Origin of the sequence: Sphaerisporangium siamense (assembly GCF_014205275.1) — a bacterium.
Taxonomy (GTDB): domain Bacteria; phylum Actinomycetota; class Actinomycetes; order Streptosporangiales; family Streptosporangiaceae; genus Sphaerisporangium; species Sphaerisporangium siamense.
The window spans coordinates 218,274-237,083 of sequence record NZ_JACHND010000001.1 but is presented as its reverse complement, the minus strand read 5'-3'; the positions used below and the strand labels follow the sequence as shown (position 1 = coordinate 237,083).

Sequence of the window (18,810 nt, the reverse complement as noted above, 5' to 3'; positions counted from 1 at the left end):
GAGGAGTCGCCCTCCTGCGGACGCGTGCCCCGTCACCCGCTCCCCGCCGCGGCGCGCTTCGTGAACGGCAGGACGAGCCGGGACCGATGGGTGGCGTCGCGGTGGATCTTGTGGGTGACGGGGCGGCCCACCGGGAGGTGGAAGGCGTCCGGGGGGAGCAAGGAGTTGTGGGCGTCGGACAGGGGTTCGTCGTTGGACAGTTCGGCCAGGAGGCGGTGGCCGGGGAGGAGCGTGGCCGCGAACGGGTAGAGGCGCAGGACGTACTCCTCGATCTTTCCGGGTTCCACCGGGACGGCCCGGGTATGCGGGTGGTACGGGTCGCCTTCGGTGGTCCGGGCGTCCAGTTCGCGGTGTGACGCCTTGAGGAAGCCGGTGGTGACCAGTTGGCGGGCGCCGTTCGGGGCGACGTCCCACAGGCGCAGGATGAAGTTCGTGTCCTCCTGGTCGATCTCGGCGAACAGGTGCGCCGCACCGGTGCCGATGAGCTCCGTGGGCTCCTCGAACGGCTCGGTGCTCCAGGCGACGGTCTCCACCTTGTCGGTCACCGTCAGCGGCGCCTGGTAGAAGCCGTCCGGGGCGGCGTGCTCGGCGCCCATCGGCTCCGGCTCCGGGGAGAGCTTGTGGCGCGGGCGCAGGTACAGCGGCCTGTACTCGATCTCCTTCGGCGGCCACCGTTCCGCGGTGACCACCTCGCGCGAGCCCTCCACGAAGACGCGCACGGCGGGTTCGTCCATGACGCCGTTGTCGATGCCCTTGAGCCAGTACTCGTACCAGCGGAACATCTTGTCGTGCTCCTCGATCCAGGGGCGCGACTGCATCGGCGGGTAGGAGCCGATGTCCAGCTTCTTCGGACCCTTCAGCACGTCGAACAGCTCGATGTGGCCGTCCACGGTCCAGCCGCGTCCCTGGTCGATCTGCAGGTAGACCGGGATGTCGATGTTCTCGGCCAGCCTGATGGGGTTGCGCTCCTCGTACCACTCCCCGTCGAGGTGGTTCATCACGATGTCGAACCAGAACTCGCGGTTCTTCGGGTACTTCAGCACGTGCACGAGGTTCGGCCACGCGGCCACGTCCGGGTCCCGGAGCCGCTCGTCGACGAGCCTCCTGAGCTCCTCCGGGGAGTGGACCTCCTGCATGCGGGACCGCACGTCGGTGTGCGCGATGCCGGAGTCGCCGCCGCGCCCCTCGCGGGCGGCCCGCGGCATGAACCACATGACGCCGCCGTGGTAGGTGGTCTCGTAGAAGTCGAAATGCCCGCCGCTGACGAAGATCGCCTTCAGGTGCGGCGGCCGCTCGGCGGCGGCGAGCACCTGCATCGACCCGAAGTAGGAGATGCCGATCATGCCGACGTTCCCGTCGCACCACGGCTGCGCGGCGACCCATTCGATGACGTCGTACAGGTCCTGACCCTGCGGAACGCCACCGGCGTTGTAGTTGCCGATCATCACGCCGCCGGAGTCGCCGGTGCCGCGCATGTCCCCGATGACGTGGACGTAATCTTCCTCGACGACGCGCGCGACGTCACCGGCCTCGATGCAGCCGTCCCACATCGGGCTCGGGCGACGCTGCGGCGGTGTGGTCAGGGCCAGGGCCTGCAGTTCCTTGCCGTAGGCGCTCATCGCGACCAACGCCGGCCGCGGCTTGTCCTCCGTGCCGTGGTAGGCGTCCACGGCGAGGGTGACCCCGTCGCGCATCGGCACCCGCAGATCCTTGCGGACGGCGATCGTCCGCTCGCCCGCCTGGATCGTCTGGAATTCGGCCATGAGTGCGAAGTTCCTTGCTGTCACGAGTTCTGGGTGAAGTGCGTGCGGTAGCCGTGCATCGACGTGAAGAACGGCGACGGTTCGAGCGCCGGGTCGCCGGTGTAGCCGAGCCTCTCGGCGACGGGGGCGAACGGGGAGTACGGCGAGTCCGTCTCCCGCGGACCGTCCCGGAGGCAGCGGCGGGCCGCCTCGCCGACGCCGGCCTCGATGTCCAGGCTCGCCTGGAGCGCCTCCCGGGCTTGGGCGGCGTCGAGCTCGACGCCGTACGCCGTGCCGTCCGCGCGGCGGTACGGGTGCCCGAGGTACAGCCGCCGCGGGCGGATCTCGTCGCGCAGGTACCGCAGGCCGGCGCGGTACGCGACCGGGTCCGCGTAGCCGGGGAAGCCGTTGGCCGCCCCGTGGACCTGGACGGCGTCGCCGACGAACACCGAGCGCGAGCCGTCGATCGCATAGGCCACCGATCCGGGCGTGTGGCCGGGGACCGCGTGGACGGAGACGGTGACGCCGCCGCCGAGCGAGAGGGTCTCGCCGCCCTTGAGCAGCATGGCCGGCTCCATCTCGCCGGAGATGACCGAGTTCGCGGCGGCCGTCACCTTCGCCGCGCCGTCGGGGTCGTTCAGGTAGCGTCCCCGGCCGTGGAGGTACTCGTCCACGTGCGCCCGGCGCGAGCGCAGCATCGGGGCGTCGGCCTCGTGGACGACCACCCGCGCGCGCCGGCCGGTGAGCTCCCACAGGGCGCGGGCGCCGCCGACGTGGTCGATGTGACCGTGGGTCAGCAGGATCCAGCGCACGTCCTCGACGCGGCGCCCGATGGCCTGCAGCGCGGGGACCATGCCCTCGGCGGGCGAGGAGGCGATCCCGGTGTCGACGATGGCCGGCTCCGGGGCGTCGATGAAGAAGCTGTACAGGCTGAACCGGCCCCACGGCGAGACCAGGGGATGCACGTCCGTCATGGCCGGCTCCTCAGGAAGGCGGCCGTCTCCTGGAAGACGCGGTGGTACGCCGGGATCCAGGAGAAGTGCTGCACGAACCCGTGCCCCGCGCCCGGATAGCGGCGCACCGTGGCGCCGACGCCGGCCTCGTCGAGGCGCCGGCCGTAGAGTTCGCCCTCGTCACGCAGCGGGTCGTGCTCCGCGGTCACGATCAGCGCGGGCGGCAGCCCGGTGAGGTCCGCCCGTTTGATCGGCGAGACCAGCGGATCGGCCGGGTCGGCGCCGCTGTCGAGGTAGAAGGCGTTGAACGGCTTCAGCCCCGCCGTCTCCAGGCCGTAGCCGACGGCGTTCTCGCGCAACGAGGCGTAGCGGTCGGCGTCGAAGTCCAGATCGAGCGAAGGGGAGAAGAGCACCTGGTGCGTGATGCGGTCGAATCCCTCGTCGTGGGCCATCGCGGCGACGGCCGCGGCGAAGGTGCCGCCCGAGCTGTCACCGGCGACGGCGAGCGTGGTGCCGTCCCATGCGAGGCGCCCGCCGTTCTCGGCGGCCCAGCGCACCACCGCGTGGCAGTCCTGGAGGCCGGCGGGGAAGGCGGCCTCGGGCGCCCGGCGGTAGCCGGCGGAGACGACCTTGAGCCCGGTCTCCTTCGCCAGCGACCGCGCCACGTGGTCGTGGGTATTCAGGCTGCCGAGGAAGAAGGCGCCGCCGTGGAAGTAGACCAGCAGGCCGTACGCCTCGGCGTCCACCGGCGTGTAGATCCGCACGGGGACCTCGCCCGCCGGGGTCCGCGCGATGGTGTCCTCGACCGAGTGGAGCGGCAGGCGCTGCTCCAGAGGAGGGACCTGCGCCTCCTCGGCCGCGCGCATGGCGACCGGATCGAGCGGGCCGGGCGGTGGCGCCGGCAGGGTGGCGAGGGCGCGGGCGATGTCGGGGTGCAGTGGCATGGCGTCAGGCCTTCGCCTTCTGGGACGCGGACCCCTGGGACGGGGACTGCTGGGAGGCCGGTTTCTGGGACGCGGGTCTCTGTCCCGGGAAGACGTCGTTGATCTCGTCCTCGGTCCAGCCCTGGCGCGAGATCCGCTGCAGTTCGTCGGTCACCGGCTTGCGGACGGCCTGGTAGCGCGCCAGCGCCTCCTTCACGGAGCCGGCCTCCTTGAGGGCGTCGGCGAGGGCGCCCGCGTCCAGGATCGCCGAGTTCGCGCCCTGGCCCTGGTGGTGCAGCATCGAGTGGGCCGCGTCGCCCACGAGGACGACGGAGCCGGAGTGCCAGGTGTCGACCGGGTCGATGTCGTAGACCGCGCGGCAGTTGACGGCGTCCATGTCGAGGCCGCGGGTGATGTCCACGATCCGCTCGTCGAAGCCCTCGACGGTCCTCAGCAGGTCGTCCTTGGTGACCTCCGGCGCCCAGGTGGCGTCCGGGCACAGGGCGGTGATGTCGAACGAGACCTGGCCGCGGTGGCGCAGCGGCAGGAAGTAGACCTTGGTGCCCCGGCCGATGTACATGCGGAGGTTGTCGTCGACGGCCATCCCGTGGGCGTCGTCCACGGAGATCACCGCGCGGTAGGCGTGCTCGCCGGAGAACACCGGCTGCCCGTCCCCGAACAACTGCCCGCGCACGACGGACTTGATGCCGTCGGCGCCGACCACCAGGTCGGCGGTGACCGACGCGCCGTTGGCGAAGATCAGCGTCGCCCTGTCGCCCTCGTCCTCGACGCGCTCCAGCTTGTGTCCGAGGTGCACCATGCCGTCGGGGAGCACGCCGAGGAGGGCCTCGATGAAGTCCCCGCGGTGGATCAGGTGGGTCTTCTCGCCGAAGGTGCCGATCTCCGGCCACGCCTCCTTCAACATCGGGCCGGCGGTGGCGGTGAGGATCTCGAAGTAGTCGCTCGGCGAGCTCACCTTCGCGATCGCGTCGAAGATCCCCCACTGGCGGAACCGGTCCATGGTGGACGGCCGCAGGCCGATGCCGGCGCCGACCTCGCGGATCCGGCTCGCCTGCTCGTAGACGCCGACGGTGGCGCCGAGGAGGCTCAGGGCCTTGGCCGCGGCGGCGCCGGCGTACCCCGCGCCGACGACGGCGATGGTCAGGTTCTTCAGGTCTGAGGGCTGCATGGGGCTGGTCCTTGTCAGTTCCGGATCGTCAGGAAGTCGGCGGGGTTGTCGACGAAGATCGTCTTGATCGCGGCCTCGTCGAGCCCGGCGCCGCGCAGGTCCGGGATGAGGTCGGTGAAGATGTAGTTGACGGTGTGGCCCTTCACGCCCGGCCAGCCCAGCGGGCTGCAGTTGGCGTCGGCCGAGGCCAGCACCTTGTCCAGGTGCCCCTGGCCGATGAACCGGAGGAAGTGGTCCAGCCGCTCCTTGCGCGGACGGGCCCAGAAGGGCGGGTCCTCCAGCTCGGTCTCGTAGCCGAAGGTGTCGAACCCGACCCGGCCGCCCTGCTCGGCGATCCAGGTGTCGCGGGTCTTGCCGGCGTTCACGCCGTCGTCGACGTGCCCGAACAGGACGCGGTCGAGCGGGAGGCCCTCCGCCGCGAAAATGGGGATCGCGTTCTCGGCGTCGATCGCGAGATGGGTCAGGACGGGTACGCCGGTGGCCACGGCGGCGCGGGCGGCGGCGCGGTAGATGCGCTTGTCCAGATCCGTCATGCGGCCGCCGCGGCTCACGCCGACCTTGATGATGCCGGCGCGACCGCCGGTGCCGCCGATGCCGGCGGTGATCTCGTGGACGAACTGCGCGGCCAGGTATTCCACGCTCGCCCGGGCGAAGTGCGGCAGCGCGGTGTCGCCGCCGACGAAGCCGGTGCTCGCGACGATGTGCACGCCGGTCTTCGCGGACAGCGACCGGTAGTAGTCGACGTCGCGGCCGTTGCAGATGCCGGTCGCGTCGACGAACGTGCCGCCGCCGTGCTCACGGAACCGGCGCAGCTTCGGGACGGTCTCCTCGTACCGCTGCTCGGGGGTCTTCCACCACTTGGTGTCCAGTTCCGAGCCGGGCATGCCGTACCCGATGTGCTCGTGGACGGCCACGAGACCCAGTTCTTCGGCCGGGATCGGCCCGAGGACGGTGTTCACTCTCGACACGACGCTCACCTTTGGGAGGAAACTCGATGGTCTTGGGCTGTCGCGGGCTCAGCGCACCGACAGCAGGTCGCGCGGGTTGTCCACGAGGATCCGCCGGACGTCCGCGTCGCCGAGGCCCTGTGCCGTGAGGAGCGGGACGAACGCGGTCAGGACGTGGCTGTAGCGCACGCCGGTGGCCGGGTGGCCCTTGGCGACGCCGGTCGCGTTGCTGGACAGCAGGATCCGATCGCCGTGGCCCGCCTCGATCAGGCCGGCGACCAGGGCGGCGCGCTCGGCGTCGGTGACGTGGGCGTCGTCGTCGGCGCCCACGTGGTCGAGGGCGACATAGGCGCCGCGGGCCGCGACCGCGTGCGGCGCGCCGGCCCTGACCGCGTCCGTGCGGTCGAGCCCGCCGCCGACGACGCGGCCGGCCGGAAGCCCTTCGTCCAGGACGACGCCGAGGTCGCGCACGGCGTCGTCCCCGTAGCGGATGGAGACCGGGACGCCGGTGGTCAGGGCGGCGCGGGCCGCGCCGCGGAACAGGCTCTCGTCGGTCGCGGTCATGCCCGTGCGGGTCGCGGCGGTGGCCACGAGGCCCGCGGCGCCGCGCCGCTCGACGCGGGGGACCACCATGCCCTCGGTGACCTCCTTGGCGAAGAGGTCGGCGAACTTCTCGGCCGGCCACGGCGTCGGCGGGTCGGTCTGCGGCGTCAGGAAGTAGCCGCCGAGCATCTCTTCGGGGCCCTGGCCTGTCGAGGCGACGATGTGAACGCCGGTCGTGCGTGAGAGGGCCTCGTACAGCCGCACGTCCCGCCCGTGGAACATGCCGGTGCTGTCGACGATCGTCCCGCCGCCGTGCTCGCGGAAGTCCGTCAGCTTCTCGGCCAGGGTCTCGAAGATCTCGGCACGGTCCATGCTGACGTCGAACGCGTGCTCCGCTCCCGGAACCACCGACAGCAGGGCCTCGTGCACCGCGACGACCCCGAGCTCCCGCGCGGGAACGGGGCCGAGGACGGTGTTGACCCTGCTCACGGCGGTGTCGGCGGCGTACTCGGCGGTCTGGGCACCCATCGCTGCCCCTCCTTTCGTTCTCGCTTCCGGTCTCGGCGAGCGACTGCGGTCACGCCGCGACGTGGGTCATGTGACGTAGATTTAACATCATGTCAACCGACTATCCAATAGGTAAGTTATACAATCTACCTGTATGAAGGCGTCGAGGCCCCGGCGTGCTTCGCGCCGAAGAGCCCGAACAGCGTCAGGGCCGCCGCCGCGGCGGCGCAGAGACCGGCGACCAGGAAGGCGAGGCTGTAGGCGCTGCCGAGCGACTCCAGCGCGAGCGCGCGGAGGCTCTCCGGCATCGGCACCGGCGGCAGGTCCGGACCGGCGCCGGGCACGACCGGCATCGAGTTGATCGCCATGGCGCCGCTCCCATGGGCGATACCCCCGGCGATGTCGGTGTACGGCGGCTGAAGCCCGGACCCGGCGATCGCGCCGCCGAACCCGGCGCTCAGGTCACTGTTCGCCCGGCTGACCGCGAACGCGGCGATGAGCACCGGGCCGAGGGCGAACCCGAAGTCGCGCAGCAGGTTGGTGGTGGCGCTGGCCATGCCGGCGAGCCGCAGCGGCACGGTGTTGATCGCGACGGCCGTGATCGAGCCGACGGTGAGCGCGAACCCGACGCCGAGGGCCGGCATCGGGCCGATGAACCGCGTCCAGCTCATGTCGTGGACGTCGAACGTCGAGCACCAGACGCCGCTGACGGCGATGAGGGCGAAACCGGCGGTGAGCGTCCACCGGGGCGAGAAGTCGCGGATCAGGCGGGAGACGGCCGGCACGAGCACGAAGGCCGGACCCTGGATGAACAGGAACAGCACGCCGATCCTCAGGGCGCTCTGGTGCTGGATCGCGCCGAGCCAGATGCTCATCGAGTAGCAGGTCGCGAGGAACGCGAACATGCCGACCACCGTGGCGATCGCGACGATCGCGTAGGACCGGTTGGCGAATATGTCGAGGCGCAGCAGCGGGACGTCGGCCCGCGTCTCGATGACGACGAAGGCGCCGAGCAGCACGAGGCCCGCGGCGAAGGCGCCGATGATCTCGGGGCGGGCGAAGCCGGCCTCGGAGCCCTGCGTGGCGGCGAAGAGGATGGCGATCAGGCCGAGGGCCAGCGTGACCTGGCCGGGGACGTCCAGCTTGCGCCCCTCCGGCGCCGAGGAGTCGGCGGCGAACCGGGTGATGACGATCGAGACGACCGCGGCCGTGATCACCACGATGTACGACGTTCGCCAGTCGCCCTCCGCGGCCAGCCACCCGCCCATCAGCGGGGAGATCGCCGCGCCGATCGAGAGGAAGCCGGCCCAGACGGCGATGGCCTTGGAACGGGCCTCCGGTGAGGGGCTGACCGCGGCCAGCATGGCGAGCGAGATCGGGTAGAGGATCGCGGCCCCGAGACCCGCGACGGCCTGCCCGACCCACAGGATCTGGACCGTTCCGGCGACGCAACTGACCAGCGAGCCGGCGACGGTCAGCAGTGCGCCCGCCTGCAGCAGCCGCTTGCGTCCGAACAGGTCACCGAGCACGCCGGTGGTCAGCTCGAACACGACCATGGGGATGGCGAAGGCGGCCGTGGCCCAGGTCAGCTCGGCGCCGGTGGTCTGGAACTCCTGCTGGAAGGTGCCATTGAGCGCGCCGGGCAGCGAGTACGCCACTTGCGCGAGGAGTACGGCGAAGCAGCCGGCGACCACCGTGGCGGTGTGGCCCTGCTTGCGTGCGGCGGTCTGCGTCATTGCGATGTCTTCCTTGTCCATGGGCCGGGTGATCTGTTCCGTGTTCCGGCCGCTCGGGATCGGCCGCCCGTGTGAGCGCGACCACCCGTTGGATGTGCAAGGTGTCACATCACTTAACATCGCATCAAGTGTTTGAGCACTACGTATTAGGAACGATCAGTGAGAGTGGAACGCGGCCGCCGTGCTTTATGCTGGCGGGCATGGCGACACTGCGTGCGGCACAGAAGGAGATGACGCGAAAGCTCCTGCTCGACGCCGGCCTGGACCTGTTCGGGGCGAAGGGCTACGCGACGACGACGGTCGACGACATCGCGTCGGCGGCGGGCACGACGCGGGTGACCTTCTACGCGTACTTCCCCTCCAAGGTGGACCTGATGAAGGCCCTCATCTCGGAGCGGCTCAACGCCGCGCTGGACCGGCTCCCCTCCGCCGAGCACGGGTCCACCGCCCGCGAGCTGGTCGCCGTGGTCGAGGACGGCTCACGTGAGCGCATCCGCGCGTGGCTCGCGTCCACCTCCGAACGATGGGACGCGATCCGTCCCTACACCACGACCGCCTTCGAGGCCGCGGCCGTCGACCCCGAGATCCGCGCCCTCCTCGACGAGTGGCTGAACGAGGCCATCGGCGACGTCAAGGAGGGCCTCGACCGCGCCGGCCGCTTCCCGGCCGCCACCCGCCACTTCCGCAGCGTGCTCGCCATCACCGAACTCGACCACGTCGCCCGCCACTGGAAGCCGGGCACCTGGGGGGTCGAGCGCGAAGAGATGCTGGACGTCCTCACGGAAAGCTGGGCCGGCTCGATCGGACGCCCCTGAGCGCGGCTTCGCGGCTCAGGCGGGCGTCAGGGTGACCGGCCGGCCGGGAGCGGGGGAGACGAGCAGGTGGCCGAGGCCGGCTTCGGAGAAGGCGGTGCGCACGTCCGTCTCGTTCTCGGTGAAGTGGCTCCAGCCCTCGACATGGAGCGGCACGACGTGCCGGGCCTTCAGCAGGCGCGCGGCGATCACCATCTCAGCGGCGTTCAGGGTGAGCCGTTCGTCCAGCATGGGGACGCGGACGGCGCCGCCGAACAGCAGCGCGACGTCGATGGCCGGGAACCGCCCGGCGATGAGCTCCACGTACTCCAGTGAGGCGTTGTCCCCGCTGACGTAGATGGTGGGAATCTCGGCGCCGGTGAGCATGAAGCCGGTGACCTGACCGACGATGGGCTCGCTTCCCGGCGGGCCGTGCAGGGCGGGAACGGCGGTGACGCGGACCCCGCCGACGTCGTGGTGTTGCCAGGGGCGCAGGGGAGTGGCGCCGGTGTTCGCGGCGGCCTCGGGCGTGCTCAGCGTCAGCGGCGCGGCGGACATCGCCTCGCGGCCCAGCTTGTCCAGGTTGTCGGGATGCTGGTCGTGGCTGAGCAACACCAGGTCCACCCGGCCGAGGTCGGCGGGGGAGAGGGCCGGGCCGATGGTCTTGGTGAGCGTGAGCGGGCCGGCGGAGTGATCTCCCGGCGGATCGAAGGTCGGATCGGTGAGGACGCGCAGCCCGTCGAGTTCCAGCAGGGCCGTCGGACCGCCTATCACGGTGATGATGGTCGTCATGAGCAGCTCCGTTTCGGCGCGCCGTCGAGCATCGTGCGCACCACGTTAGCCGAACGGGACGCGGGCCGCCGGTCATGGCCGCCGCCGGGCGGTGGCCATGACCGGCCGTCTTCACCACACCGCGTTCGCCGGTCCCGGGGGACCGTCAGACGGGCAGTACCCGCAGGGCGGGATAGCGGGCCGAGTTCAGGTACAACTTGTCGGTGCCGTGTTCCTTCTCCAGCTCCAGGACGAACCGGTAACGGTAGACGCCCGGCTTGGCGTCGCTCAGCACCGCGCCGGCCCAGTAGTAGTAGACGGCGGTGTACTGGTCGCGCATCCGGTCGGGAGCGCCGTAGACCTTGAGCTCGGTCATGATCCGCCGCTCGGCGACGTCGTCCTCGTCGCCCTTCTCGATGTCGAGGAACACGATGTTGTTGATCTTCGGCATCGGGGGCCAGGTGCCGTCCGGACGGCGGTGCATGTCGATCGGGCGGATGATCCAGTTGATCACCTGTCCCTGCTTGCAGATGGTCTCCAGGTGGTCGCCGCCCTGCCCGACCCCGCCGACGCTGTTGTCCATCATGTAGAGGCAGCCGTCCAGGGACTTCGTCGCGGCGGCCCTCTCCATGTCGACGAGGGTCACCACGTTCAGCTGGACGGAGTTGAGCTGGCCGCGGTCGGCGAAGTCCGTGGCCGCGTACGCCTGGGTCATCGGCCTTCCTTTCCTTCGTCGGCGGGACCGGACAGAGTCGGCCGGGCGGTGGGAGTGAACGGCGTGGCGACGGTGCCGAGCAGGAACGAGAGCCGGTACGGCACCGGCTTGGTGAGGTCCTGCTTGACCTCGGCGGTCCAGAACACGATGTCGGTGTCGGGGTACACCTTGCGCGTGGGCTCGGCGATCTTCGGGTCGATCTCGATGTCGGCGAGGGCCACGTAGGTCTCGCACTCCAGCGGGATCACGTTCCACAGCAGGGTGTCGCCCTTGCGCACCCGGCTGTGCAGCTCGGGAGTGCCGAAACCGGAGGACCCGGCGGCCTTGTTGGTGTCGTACAGATAGAGGTTGTCGTCCAGGTTCTCCGACGCCAGCGCGGCCACGGGGTCGACCACCGCGGTGATCGTCACAGGCCGTGCGGGCCGGGGTTCGGACTGTCTGCTCCTCGGGGGCATGCGGCTCCTCTGTTTCGAAGATGCTCCGGCCGGTTCAGCCGGCGGGAGGGACGGCGGGCAGGGGGAGGACGCCCAGTCCGCCGCCGGTGAAGGCGTTGCGCTTGGGGTCACTGGTGATCTTGAGGCTGGACTCGCAGGTCAGGTCCACGGACTGCCAGACCATCTCGTCGTTCTGCTCGACCAGCTCGTGCAGCTGGACGTGCACCGTGTACGGGTAGACCCCCGGCCGGCTCGTGTCCACGGTCGCGGCCCAGTACCAGCCGTCGTAGACCATGTCGGGCGACCCGTACTGCGCCGGGTAGATGATCTTCTCGCTGACGGCCTGGCCGGTGATGTCGGTGATCACCGGAGCCGGATAGTTGTACGCGGCGGCGCTGTTGGTCGTACTCCCGGTGACGTCCAGCAGCTTGGTCGCGGTGAGGCCACGCCCGCTCGCCTGCTTGCGGGGACGCTTGCCGACCCGCTGCTTCAGCCGCGTGAGCTCGGCGCCGCCGGCGTCGCCCTCGCCGCCGAGCGCGGCCAGCTGCTGCAGCGTGCGCTGGTCATGGGCGCGTTCCCGCTCGGCCAGGTAGTTGCGCGGCACCGTCGGGGGAATCGACCCCAGAGCCGCGGGCAGCCAGTTCAGCACCTGCTCGGTCGCCTGCGACCCGTCGAGGAAATAGGTGCCGGGCACGATCGTCACCAGATCGCCGGTGCCCTCCCCGGTCGAACCGAGGAACTTCATGTTGTCGAACCAGTATGTGTTGCCGTCGAGCGACCGCGTCCGAAGCGCGTTCTCGACGTCGAACAGCACGATGATCCCGTGTTGCTGGGCCATGAAACCGCCTTTCGCAGAACGTGGCTCACACGCGCAGCAGCGCGGGCGAGTCGATGTGCAGCACGCTGTTGGGTCCTTCGTGGAGCTTGAGCGAGAGCCGGTACCGGTACGGGACGCCGGGCACCATGTAGTAGGGCACGACGCCCTCCCACACCAGCAGGTCGTGGTTCTCGTGCCCGTTGGAAGCCGTGGCGTCGGGCGCCGGAACGACAGAGGGCTCCACCGGATACGCCGGCACGGCGGGCACGGCCGGGGCGTCCGGGTCTGCCTGGTCGGCCGCCGGCGCGACGGGCGCGCCGGGCAGGAACTCGATGGCCTGGATCTCGACCGGAGTCTGCACGTCCACGTGGATGGGCGTCCACTGGACGACCTGTCCCGGGACCACCGCCGTGATGAGGTCAGGGGTGCCCTGGTGCCGGCTCCCCGCCGTGCTGTCGTCGACCAGCGAGATGTTGCCGTTGTGCAGCGTCCGGTCGGACAACGCCCCGACGGCGTCGACCATCACGACGATGCTGACCTTCTCCTTCATCCATCCTCCTTGTCGGATTTCCTGCGCTCAGGGGCCGCCACGTGCTCAGCCCCGGTCCCTGACCAGCGGCGTCTTGCCGACGGTGGTCCGCTCGATCTGCGGCGAGGAGGGGGGCACGAACACCAGCCGGAACTCGTATCCGGTCTGCTCGATGGCCACCGCGTTCGCCTCCCGGTCGTTGAAGAGCGACAGGGAGCTCGGCAGCGCCTGCGTGAACAGCCGCCGCGTCCCGCTCGCGCCGAGGGCCCGCTCGACGGCCGCGGTCGTGCCCTCGGCGTCGTCCACCGCCGCCAGCAGGGTGAGGGTCCGGTCCTCACGGTGGTTGTGGAACTGGACCTCGTGCGCGGCCAGGTCCAGGTCGACGCCGGACGCCGAGCGCAGCCGCGCGCGCAGGGCGGCGTAGGCCAGCGTCGCCGAGTACTGGCTGTCGTTGAGGTGCAGCACGTCGGCGGTGCGCCCGGCGAACTCGAAGCGCTCGGTGCGCAACCCGGGCCCGTCCAGGGCGGGGCGGCGGATCATCCGGTCGCCGAGCTTGAGCCGGAGCAGCGGCGCCTCGTCGGCGTGCAGCCGCGTGACGACCAGCTCGCCCTCCTCGCCTTCGGCGACGGCACGGCCGTGCTCGTCCACGATCTCCACCAGGTGCAGCCCCGGCACGGCCGAGAGCGCCGGCGAGGCGTGGTCGAGCTGGAGCCCGACGCACTCGGCCTGGGTCGCGGCGAAGTAGCTGAGGATCGACACGTTGGGGAAGAACGCCTGCAGCTCGTCGCGCTTGCGCTGCGGCAGGGAGCCGCTGCCGTACATGGCGACCCGGAAGCTCGCCCTGGCCTGCGGCGTCAGGCCCGCGCCGAGCTCGGGCAGGAGCGCGATGCTCGCGGTGATGCCCATCAGCGCCTTGTGACCGGGGTAGGAGAACATGTGCTCCAGCACCGGTGCGCTCACCGGTCCCGCGCCGATGTAGTTGACCCCCGGCACCTGGGACAGGACGCCGCCGACCATGGTTCCGCTGCTCCACATCTGGTAGTCGGCCAGCGTGGTGAACAGCCAGCGCGGCGCGGGGCCCCGCAGGTAGCGGCCGAGCTGGTAGGCGCCCATGAACGCCCCGGCGATGCGGTAGGTGTCGCGCAGCTCCCGCAGCGAGTACACGATCTCCAGGGGCATGCCGTCACCGGTGCCGCCGCTGGCCACCACCTCGAACCCGCCGCGGTCGAGCGGTACGACCATCCCGGCCCGCGGGCCCATGAACATGTCCCGCTGCACGGTCTTGTCCGAGAGCGGGATCCGCTCCCACTCGGACATGTCGGCGGGGGCGTCGCGGATCCCGAAGTAGTGCAGCCGCTCGCGCCACAGCGGGTTGAGCAGGGCGATGCCGACGAGTTGCTGCAGCCGGCGGAACACCAGCGCGTTCTGGAGGCCGAGCGGGGACTCGCAGTACGGAGTTCCGGTGAGCCGCCCGCACTCCTCCAGCTTCTCGCTGAACGATGGCAGCCGGGTGACGTCGTCCACGGAGCGGGGCCGCAGCTCCTCCTCCGGGATCAGTCGTGCCGCCAGCTCCGCCGAGGCGGCGATGTCCAGTTCCGTCATGGTCATGAATGACTCCCGTTGCGCTGGTCGTGCCGGGCCGTGGCGCTCGCGCGCAGCACGCGTTGCCCGATGTCCCTGATTTCGGTGATGAGCATGGCCAGGTGGTCGGCGTCGATCAGGTGGTTCATGACCACCACGCGCAGCGCCGCCACCCCGTCGATGTCGACCTTGGAGATGAAGAAGCGCCCGCCGTCCCGGATCCGGTTACGGATCTCCAGCTGCAGCCGGTGCACGGTCGCCGGGTCCAGGCCGTCCGGCCGGTACCGGAAGCACAGGATGTTGGACTCCGGCTCGTGCGTCACGGCGAAGTCCGGCTCGGCGGCGACCATCTCGTACGCCTGGCGGGCCACCGCGCACAGCCGGTCGATCTTCTGCGCGAACAGCGCCGGGCCGTAGACCGACCAGACCGTCCAGAGCGGCATGATCATCGGGCGTTTCGTGCACTCGAAGTTCTTCTCCGCGCTGTCGAAGGCGCTGTAGACGTCCGGTTCCTCGTCGAAGACGTAGCTGGCGCGCTGCCGGAACGCGCCGCGCGCCGCCGTCTTGTCCCGGTAGAAGAGCAACGTGCAGGGCGCCGGCATGAACAGCATCTTGTGGGCGTCCCAGGTCAGGGAGTCTGCCTGTTCGATGCCGCGCAGTTTGTCCCGGTGCTGGTCCGACAGCAGCAGGCTCGCCCCGTGCGCCCCGTCCACATGGAGCCAGAGCCCATACCGGCGCGCCAGGGCCGCGAGCTCCTCCAGCGGGTCGAACGCGCCCATCGACGTGGTCCCGGCCGAGGCCACCAGGCAGAACAGCCGCAGGCCACGCCGGTGCGCCTCGTCCAGCACCGGGGCGGCCAGATCGGGGCGTATCCGGCCGGCGCGATCGACGGGGAGCCGGACGATCTGCCGTTCCCCGATGCCGAGCACGCCCGCCGCCCGCGTCACGCTGTAGTGCGCCTCCTCGCTGACCGCGATGGCGGGGCGACCCGGCGTGCCCTCGGCGCCGGCCGTCCAGATCTGCGGGAAGGCGCGGTTGCGGGCGGCCAGCAGCGCGGTCAGGTTGGCCAGGGAGCCTCCCGAGGTCGTCACCATGGCGAACCGGTCGAGGTCCCAGCCGATGAACCGGTTGAGCTCCTCGGCCATGAGCCGCTCGGCGACGTTGGGGAGCTGCCCGGCCTCATAGAAGGAGGACGGCTGGTTGACCACCGAGCCGACCAGGTCGATGAGGCTGGCCAGGGGCACCACGCCGGAGAACTGCCGTCCCATGTAGCCGGGTGAGTAGACCGGGATACCGGTCCCCGTGTACAGGTCGACGATCTGGCTCACCCGGTCGGCGTCGAAGTCGGCGATGCCGTGCCGTTCGAGCGTCATCAGCTCTCGCGCGGCCTTCAGCAGCGTCTCGGGATGGAGGAGGTCGAGTCCCCGGACCGACCGGTCACCCAGATACGCCGTCAGGCGGCCGACGATGTCCGCGGCGCCGTCGTGGAAACGGCCGGGGTCGAAGGCCGCAGTGAGGGCCGGCGTGGGTGACGTGGAGCTTTCACCGGTCGCCGGCTTCGGAAAAGAACTCTGGACATCGGAAAGCGAACTCGTCACGGAGGGGACTCCAAATGATCCGGCGCCGAGAAACGCTCATGTGATCGCGTTCGGCCGGGAATTCGGGCATGGTGAAATGAATTCCCGGACGATCACATGAAAGCTCTCGCGAATAAATGGTGATCTGCGGTGAAACGTCGAGAGAGGAATAAGCCTTCGGCGTCGGGGACGCGAGGTGGCATTCGCGCCCTTGCTGACCCGCCTTGACTGGTTGAATCGGTCCAATGTCGGGACGAAATGTCGACCCGTGGCGGTGGCGGGTTGCGCGGAGGAAGCCTTAACTCTCTCGTAACGCTACGTTCAAGCAGTTCGAGCCGGTTCGACGGCGATGTCGTCGACGATCAGGACCGGGTGGATATCCATCGTGGGTGAATCACGGTGAATCCGACCTTACTCTCACCTGTCGCACTCGGCGGCACGCTTGTCATGTAGAAGACCTAATCATTGATGACATGGCTGACGCAAGCCTCAGATGCAGATGGAGTGACAGGTTTGCGTCACTGTCACGCATGGTGACGGGGATGGTGAGATGTTCGGTTAGTCCTGGTTTTTCAGAGCTTATGAGATTTTCTCATGAACCTGGATCAGGCTCGGCGTTCGAGGTCGCCGCCTCGGTGGGCGATCGCGTGAAAGGGACACTATCGGCGTGTCTGGTTGTAGTTACCAAAATCCAGTAAGGAGCCCGACGCCATGACATACCTGTCTTTTCCGGCGTGTCTACGCGAAACGGGGCACGTCAGGCGCTCTCGGGCGCTGCCCGCCCCGCCGCGGCTCGCGGCCGGCGCCGCGGAAGGCCGGTCAGCGCCAGACGCGCTTCGATCTGACGAGCACGGATCGCGAGAACCGCTCGGTATTTCCCCTCTAGCCCGCGGCCACGGAGCGGTGTTGCCTTGAACGTGAGGGGCGGTTCAGGCGGCCTGGCCGCGCGCCGGGCGGCCCGCGGCCTACGCGACGGTCGCCGAGAGCGTCGGGCCGAGCGGCTCGACGCGGCCCCACCCGAGAGAGGATCCCATGACCACCCTGACCACTCCGGTTTCCAGCCTCACCGCGACCGAGATCGAGCGGACCGCCGCCCTGGTACGCGAGGCCGGCCTGGCCGGCGAGAACGTCCGCTTCGTCTACGTCGGCCTGCTCGAACCGCACAAGCAGGAGGTACTCGCGTTCCAGGCCGGTACCGGGCCGAGGCCCGACCGCCGGGCGCGGGTCCTGCTGCTCGACATCGCGACCGGCGACGCCCGGGACGTGACCGTCGACCTCACCGCGGGCGCGGTGACCGCGATCGCCGACGTCGACGGCTCCCGCGGCGGGATGCCGATCCTGGTCGAGGAGTTCGTGGCGGTCGACGGGATCCTCGCCCAGGAGGCGGCCTGGGTCGACGCGCTGGCCAAGCGCGGCCTGACCCCGGAGCAGGTGAGATGCGCGCCGCTCTCCGCCGGCGTCTTCGACCTGCCCGGCGAGAAGGGCAGGCGGATCATCCGGGTGCTCTGCTTCGCCGCGTCCGACCCCGACGATCACGTCTGGGCGCACCCGGTGGACGGGCTGAGCGCCTACGTCGACCTGATCGACAGGAAGGCGACCGAGGTCCTCGACATCGCCGTCTTCCCGCTGCCGGAGGAACCTAGCAAGTTCCACCTCCCGGAGGGGCGCCCGGCGCCGTTGGAGACCCTGAGACCCATCGAGATCACCCAGCCCGACGGGCCGTCGTTCCAGGTCGAGGGCGACCGGATCACCTGGGCGAACTGGTCCTTCAACTTCGGGTTCGACGCCCGCGAGGGCCTGGTGCTCCACCATCTCGCCTACGCCGACCCGGACCACGACGGCGAGGTCCGGCCGGTCGTCTACCGCGCCTCCATCGCCGAGATGGTGGTGCCGTACGGCGACCCGGCGCCGGTCCGGTTCTGGCAGAACTACTTCGACACCGGCGAATACCTCTTCGGCCGGTTCGCGAACTCACTCACCCTGGGCTGCGACTGCCTCGGCGAGATCCACTACGTCGACGTCGAGTTGGCCGACGAGGTCGGCAACGTCCAGCGGATCCCCAACGCGATCTGCCTGCACGAGGAGGACCACGGCACGCTCTGGAAGCACACCGACATCTTCACCCCCAACTCGGCCGAGGTCCGCCGCCAGCGCCGCCTGGTGATCTCGTTCTTCACCACGGTCGGCAACTACGACTACGGCTTCTACTGGTACCTCTACCTCGACGGCAGGATCGAGTGCGAGGCCAAGCTCACCGGCATCCTCTTCACCTCGGCCTACCGCGGGCCGGGGGAATGGCCCTACGCCAGCGAGGTGGCCCCCGGCCTGGGCGCTCCCTTCCACCAGCACCTGTTCAGCGCCCGCCTCGACATGATGGTCGACGGCGTCCGGAACGCGGTCGACGAGGTCGACGCGGTCCGGGTGCCCATCTCGCCGGAGAATCCGTACGGCAACGCCTTCAGCCACACCAGGACCCGGATCGCGAGCGAGGCCGAAGGGGTGCGCGGCGCGGACGCCTCGGTCGGCCGGACCTGGCACGTGGTGAGCACCGAACGCACCAACCGGCTCGGTCAGCCGACCGGCTATGTGCTGCGCGCCGAGCAGCACCCGACCCTCCTGGCGGACCCGTCCTCGTCGATCGCCGCGCGGGCCGCGTTCACCACCCGGGACCTGTGGATCACCCGCTACGCGCCCGAGGAGCGCTACCCGGCCGGCGAGTTCGTCAACCAGAACCCGGGCGGCGACGGCCTGCCGGCGTACGTCGCGGGCGACCGCCCCCTGGACGGCGAGGACGTCGTCCTGTGGCACACCTTCGGCGTCACCCACTTCCCACGCCCCGAGGACTGGCCGGTAATGCCCGTCGACTACGCCGGCTTCTCCTTGACCCCCTACGGTTTCTTCGACCGCAACCCCACCCTGAACCTCCCCGCCAACACCACCGCCCACTGCCACCCCGGCGACTGAGCGGCGAGGACAGAGCGGGCACCGGCGCCCGGGACGGGGTCTCCCTCGTCTCGGCGCCCGAGCCGCGACGGCGGTCGCGCGTACGAGTGAA

At 70.1% G+C, this 18,810-nt stretch carries 16 protein-coding genes; 2 read left to right on the top strand and 14 right to left on the bottom strand.

The annotated features are described in order from the left end of the window. Positions 1-32 precede the first annotated feature (32 nt). The 7 genes from BJ982_RS01075 to BJ982_RS01045 all read right to left on the bottom strand — a co-directional run bounded on the left by BJ982_RS01075 (position 33) and on the right by BJ982_RS01045 (position 8,540). Positions 33-1,763 (bottom strand): CocE/NonD family hydrolase, encoded by a 1,731-nt coding sequence (locus BJ982_RS01075; protein ID WP_184875690.1) that lies wholly within the window; start codon positions 1,761-1,763, stop codon positions 33-35. A gap of 20 nt (positions 1,764-1,783) precedes the next feature. Further along, positions 1,784-2,716, bottom strand: a complete 933-nt coding sequence (locus BJ982_RS01070; RefSeq protein ID WP_184875688.1) for an MBL fold metallo-hydrolase — start codon at positions 2,714-2,716, stop codon at positions 1,784-1,786. Then, positions 2,713-3,639 (bottom strand): alpha/beta hydrolase, encoded by a 927-nt coding sequence (locus BJ982_RS01065; protein ID WP_184875686.1) that lies wholly within the window; start codon positions 3,637-3,639, stop codon positions 2,713-2,715. Before BJ982_RS01065 ends, BJ982_RS01070 begins: the two co-directional genes overlap by 4 nt. A gap of 4 nt (positions 3,640-3,643) precedes the next feature. Then, on the bottom strand, positions 3,644-4,807 hold the full coding sequence (locus BJ982_RS01060) for an FAD-dependent monooxygenase (protein WP_184875684.1): 1,164 nt from the start codon (positions 4,805-4,807) through the stop codon (positions 3,644-3,646). 14 nt (positions 4,808-4,821) lie between these two features. Continuing rightward, entirely contained in the window at positions 4,822-5,775 is a 954-nt protein-coding gene (locus BJ982_RS01055; RefSeq protein WP_184875682.1) for a phosphotriesterase family protein, read from the bottom strand. A gap of 48 nt (positions 5,776-5,823) precedes the next feature. Next, on the bottom strand, positions 5,824-6,825 hold the full coding sequence (locus tag BJ982_RS01050) for a phosphotriesterase family protein (protein WP_184875680.1): 1,002 nt from the start codon (positions 6,823-6,825) through the stop codon (positions 5,824-5,826). Between the two features lie 125 nt (positions 6,826-6,950). Beyond that, positions 6,951-8,540 carry an MFS transporter gene (locus BJ982_RS01045; protein ID WP_184875678.1) on the bottom strand — a complete coding sequence of 530 codons (1,590 nt, stop codon included), beginning with the start codon at positions 8,538-8,540 and terminating at the stop codon, positions 6,951-6,953. A 200-nt stretch (positions 8,541-8,740) separates the two neighbouring features. Between BJ982_RS01045 and BJ982_RS01040 the strand changes: the two genes are divergently transcribed. Beyond that, entirely contained in the window at positions 8,741-9,355 is a 615-nt protein-coding gene (locus BJ982_RS01040; RefSeq protein WP_184875676.1) for a TetR/AcrR family transcriptional regulator, read from the top strand. 15 nt (positions 9,356-9,370) lie between these two features. Here BJ982_RS01040 and BJ982_RS01035 read toward each other — a convergent pair whose 3' ends face one another. The 7 genes from BJ982_RS01035 to BJ982_RS01005 form a co-directional block, all read right to left on the bottom strand. Further along, the gene (locus tag BJ982_RS01035; protein ID WP_184875674.1) at positions 9,371-10,123 is read right to left on the bottom strand and encodes an MBL fold metallo-hydrolase; all 753 of its coding nucleotides are present in this window, start codon (positions 10,121-10,123) and stop codon (positions 9,371-9,373) included. Between the two features lie 145 nt (positions 10,124-10,268). Next, positions 10,269-10,817, bottom strand: coding sequence for a DUF8788 domain-containing protein (locus BJ982_RS01030; protein ID WP_184875672.1), 549 nt, complete (start codon positions 10,815-10,817; stop codon positions 10,269-10,271). Beyond that, complete coding sequence (locus BJ982_RS01025; protein ID WP_507763465.1) at positions 10,814-11,272, bottom strand: DUF8788 domain-containing protein; 459 nt, start codon at positions 11,270-11,272, stop codon at positions 10,814-10,816. Before BJ982_RS01025 ends, BJ982_RS01030 begins: the two co-directional genes overlap by 4 nt. A gap of 34 nt (positions 11,273-11,306) precedes the next feature. Further along, positions 11,307-12,089, bottom strand: a complete 783-nt coding sequence (locus BJ982_RS01020; RefSeq protein ID WP_184875669.1) for a hypothetical protein — start codon at positions 12,087-12,089, stop codon at positions 11,307-11,309. A gap of 25 nt (positions 12,090-12,114) precedes the next feature. Continuing rightward, positions 12,115-12,618: a DUF8788 domain-containing protein gene (locus tag BJ982_RS01015; RefSeq protein ID WP_184875667.1), complete on the bottom strand. Its 504-nt coding sequence runs from the start codon at positions 12,616-12,618 to the stop codon at positions 12,115-12,117. A gap of 45 nt (positions 12,619-12,663) precedes the next feature. Continuing rightward, a complete protein-coding gene (locus tag BJ982_RS01010) occupies positions 12,664-14,205 on the bottom strand; it encodes a phenylacetate--CoA ligase family protein (RefSeq protein ID WP_184875665.1) in 1,542 nt (513 codons plus the stop codon). Continuing rightward, positions 14,202-15,776 carry a pyridoxal phosphate-dependent decarboxylase family protein gene (locus tag BJ982_RS01005; RefSeq protein WP_184875663.1) on the bottom strand — a complete coding sequence of 525 codons (1,575 nt, stop codon included), beginning with the start codon at positions 15,774-15,776 and terminating at the stop codon, positions 14,202-14,204. The genes BJ982_RS01010 and BJ982_RS01005 overlap by 4 nt, the downstream gene beginning before the upstream one ends. Positions 15,777-16,787: 1,011 nt before the next feature. On the opposite strand from BJ982_RS01005, the gene BJ982_RS01000 reads away from it, so the two are divergent. Next, a complete protein-coding gene (locus BJ982_RS01000; RefSeq protein ID WP_184875661.1) occupies positions 16,788-18,719 on the top strand; it encodes a primary-amine oxidase in 1,932 nt (643 codons plus the stop codon). Positions 18,720-18,810: the final 91 nt, after the last annotated feature.

Bases quoted from the DNA above. Each gene is read 5' to 3' on its own strand.
- BJ982_RS01025 (WP_507763465.1), bottom strand. From the start codon at position 11,272: ATGCCCCCGAGGAGCAGACAGTCCGAACCCCGGCCCGCACGGCCTGTG.
- BJ982_RS01050 (WP_184875680.1), bottom strand. From the start codon at position 6,825: ATGGGTGCCCAGACCGCCGAGTACGCCGCCGACACCGCCGTGAGCAGG.
- BJ982_RS01075 (WP_184875690.1), bottom strand. From the start codon at position 1,763: ATGGCCGAATTCCAGACGATCCAGGCGGGCGAGCGGACGATCGCCGTC.
- BJ982_RS01035 (WP_184875674.1), bottom strand. From the start codon at position 10,123: ATGACGACCATCATCACCGTGATAGGCGGTCCGACGGCCCTGCTGGAA.
- BJ982_RS01015 (WP_184875667.1), bottom strand. From the start codon at position 12,618: ATGAAGGAGAAGGTCAGCATCGTCGTGATGGTCGACGCCGTCGGGGCG.
- BJ982_RS01010 (WP_184875665.1), bottom strand. From the start codon at position 14,205: ATGACCATGACGGAACTGGACATCGCCGCCTCGGCGGAGCTGGCGGCA.
- BJ982_RS01020 (WP_184875669.1), bottom strand. From the start codon at position 12,089: ATGGCCCAGCAACACGGGATCATCGTGCTGTTCGACGTCGAGAACGCG.
- BJ982_RS01030 (WP_184875672.1), bottom strand. From the start codon at position 10,817: ATGACCCAGGCGTACGCGGCCACGGACTTCGCCGACCGCGGCCAGCTC.
- BJ982_RS01040 (WP_184875676.1), top strand. From the start codon at position 8,741: ATGGCGACACTGCGTGCGGCACAGAAGGAGATGACGCGAAAGCTCCTG.
- BJ982_RS01000 (WP_184875661.1), top strand. From the start codon at position 16,788: ATGACCACCCTGACCACTCCGGTTTCCAGCCTCACCGCGACCGAGATC.
- BJ982_RS01060 (WP_184875684.1), bottom strand. From the start codon at position 4,807: ATGCAGCCCTCAGACCTGAAGAACCTGACCATCGCCGTCGTCGGCGCG.
- BJ982_RS01070 (WP_184875688.1), bottom strand. From the start codon at position 2,716: ATGACGGACGTGCATCCCCTGGTCTCGCCGTGGGGCCGGTTCAGCCTG.
- BJ982_RS01065 (WP_184875686.1), bottom strand. From the start codon at position 3,639: ATGCCACTGCACCCCGACATCGCCCGCGCCCTCGCCACCCTGCCGGCG.
- BJ982_RS01045 (WP_184875678.1), bottom strand. From the start codon at position 8,540: ATGACGCAGACCGCCGCACGCAAGCAGGGCCACACCGCCACGGTGGTC.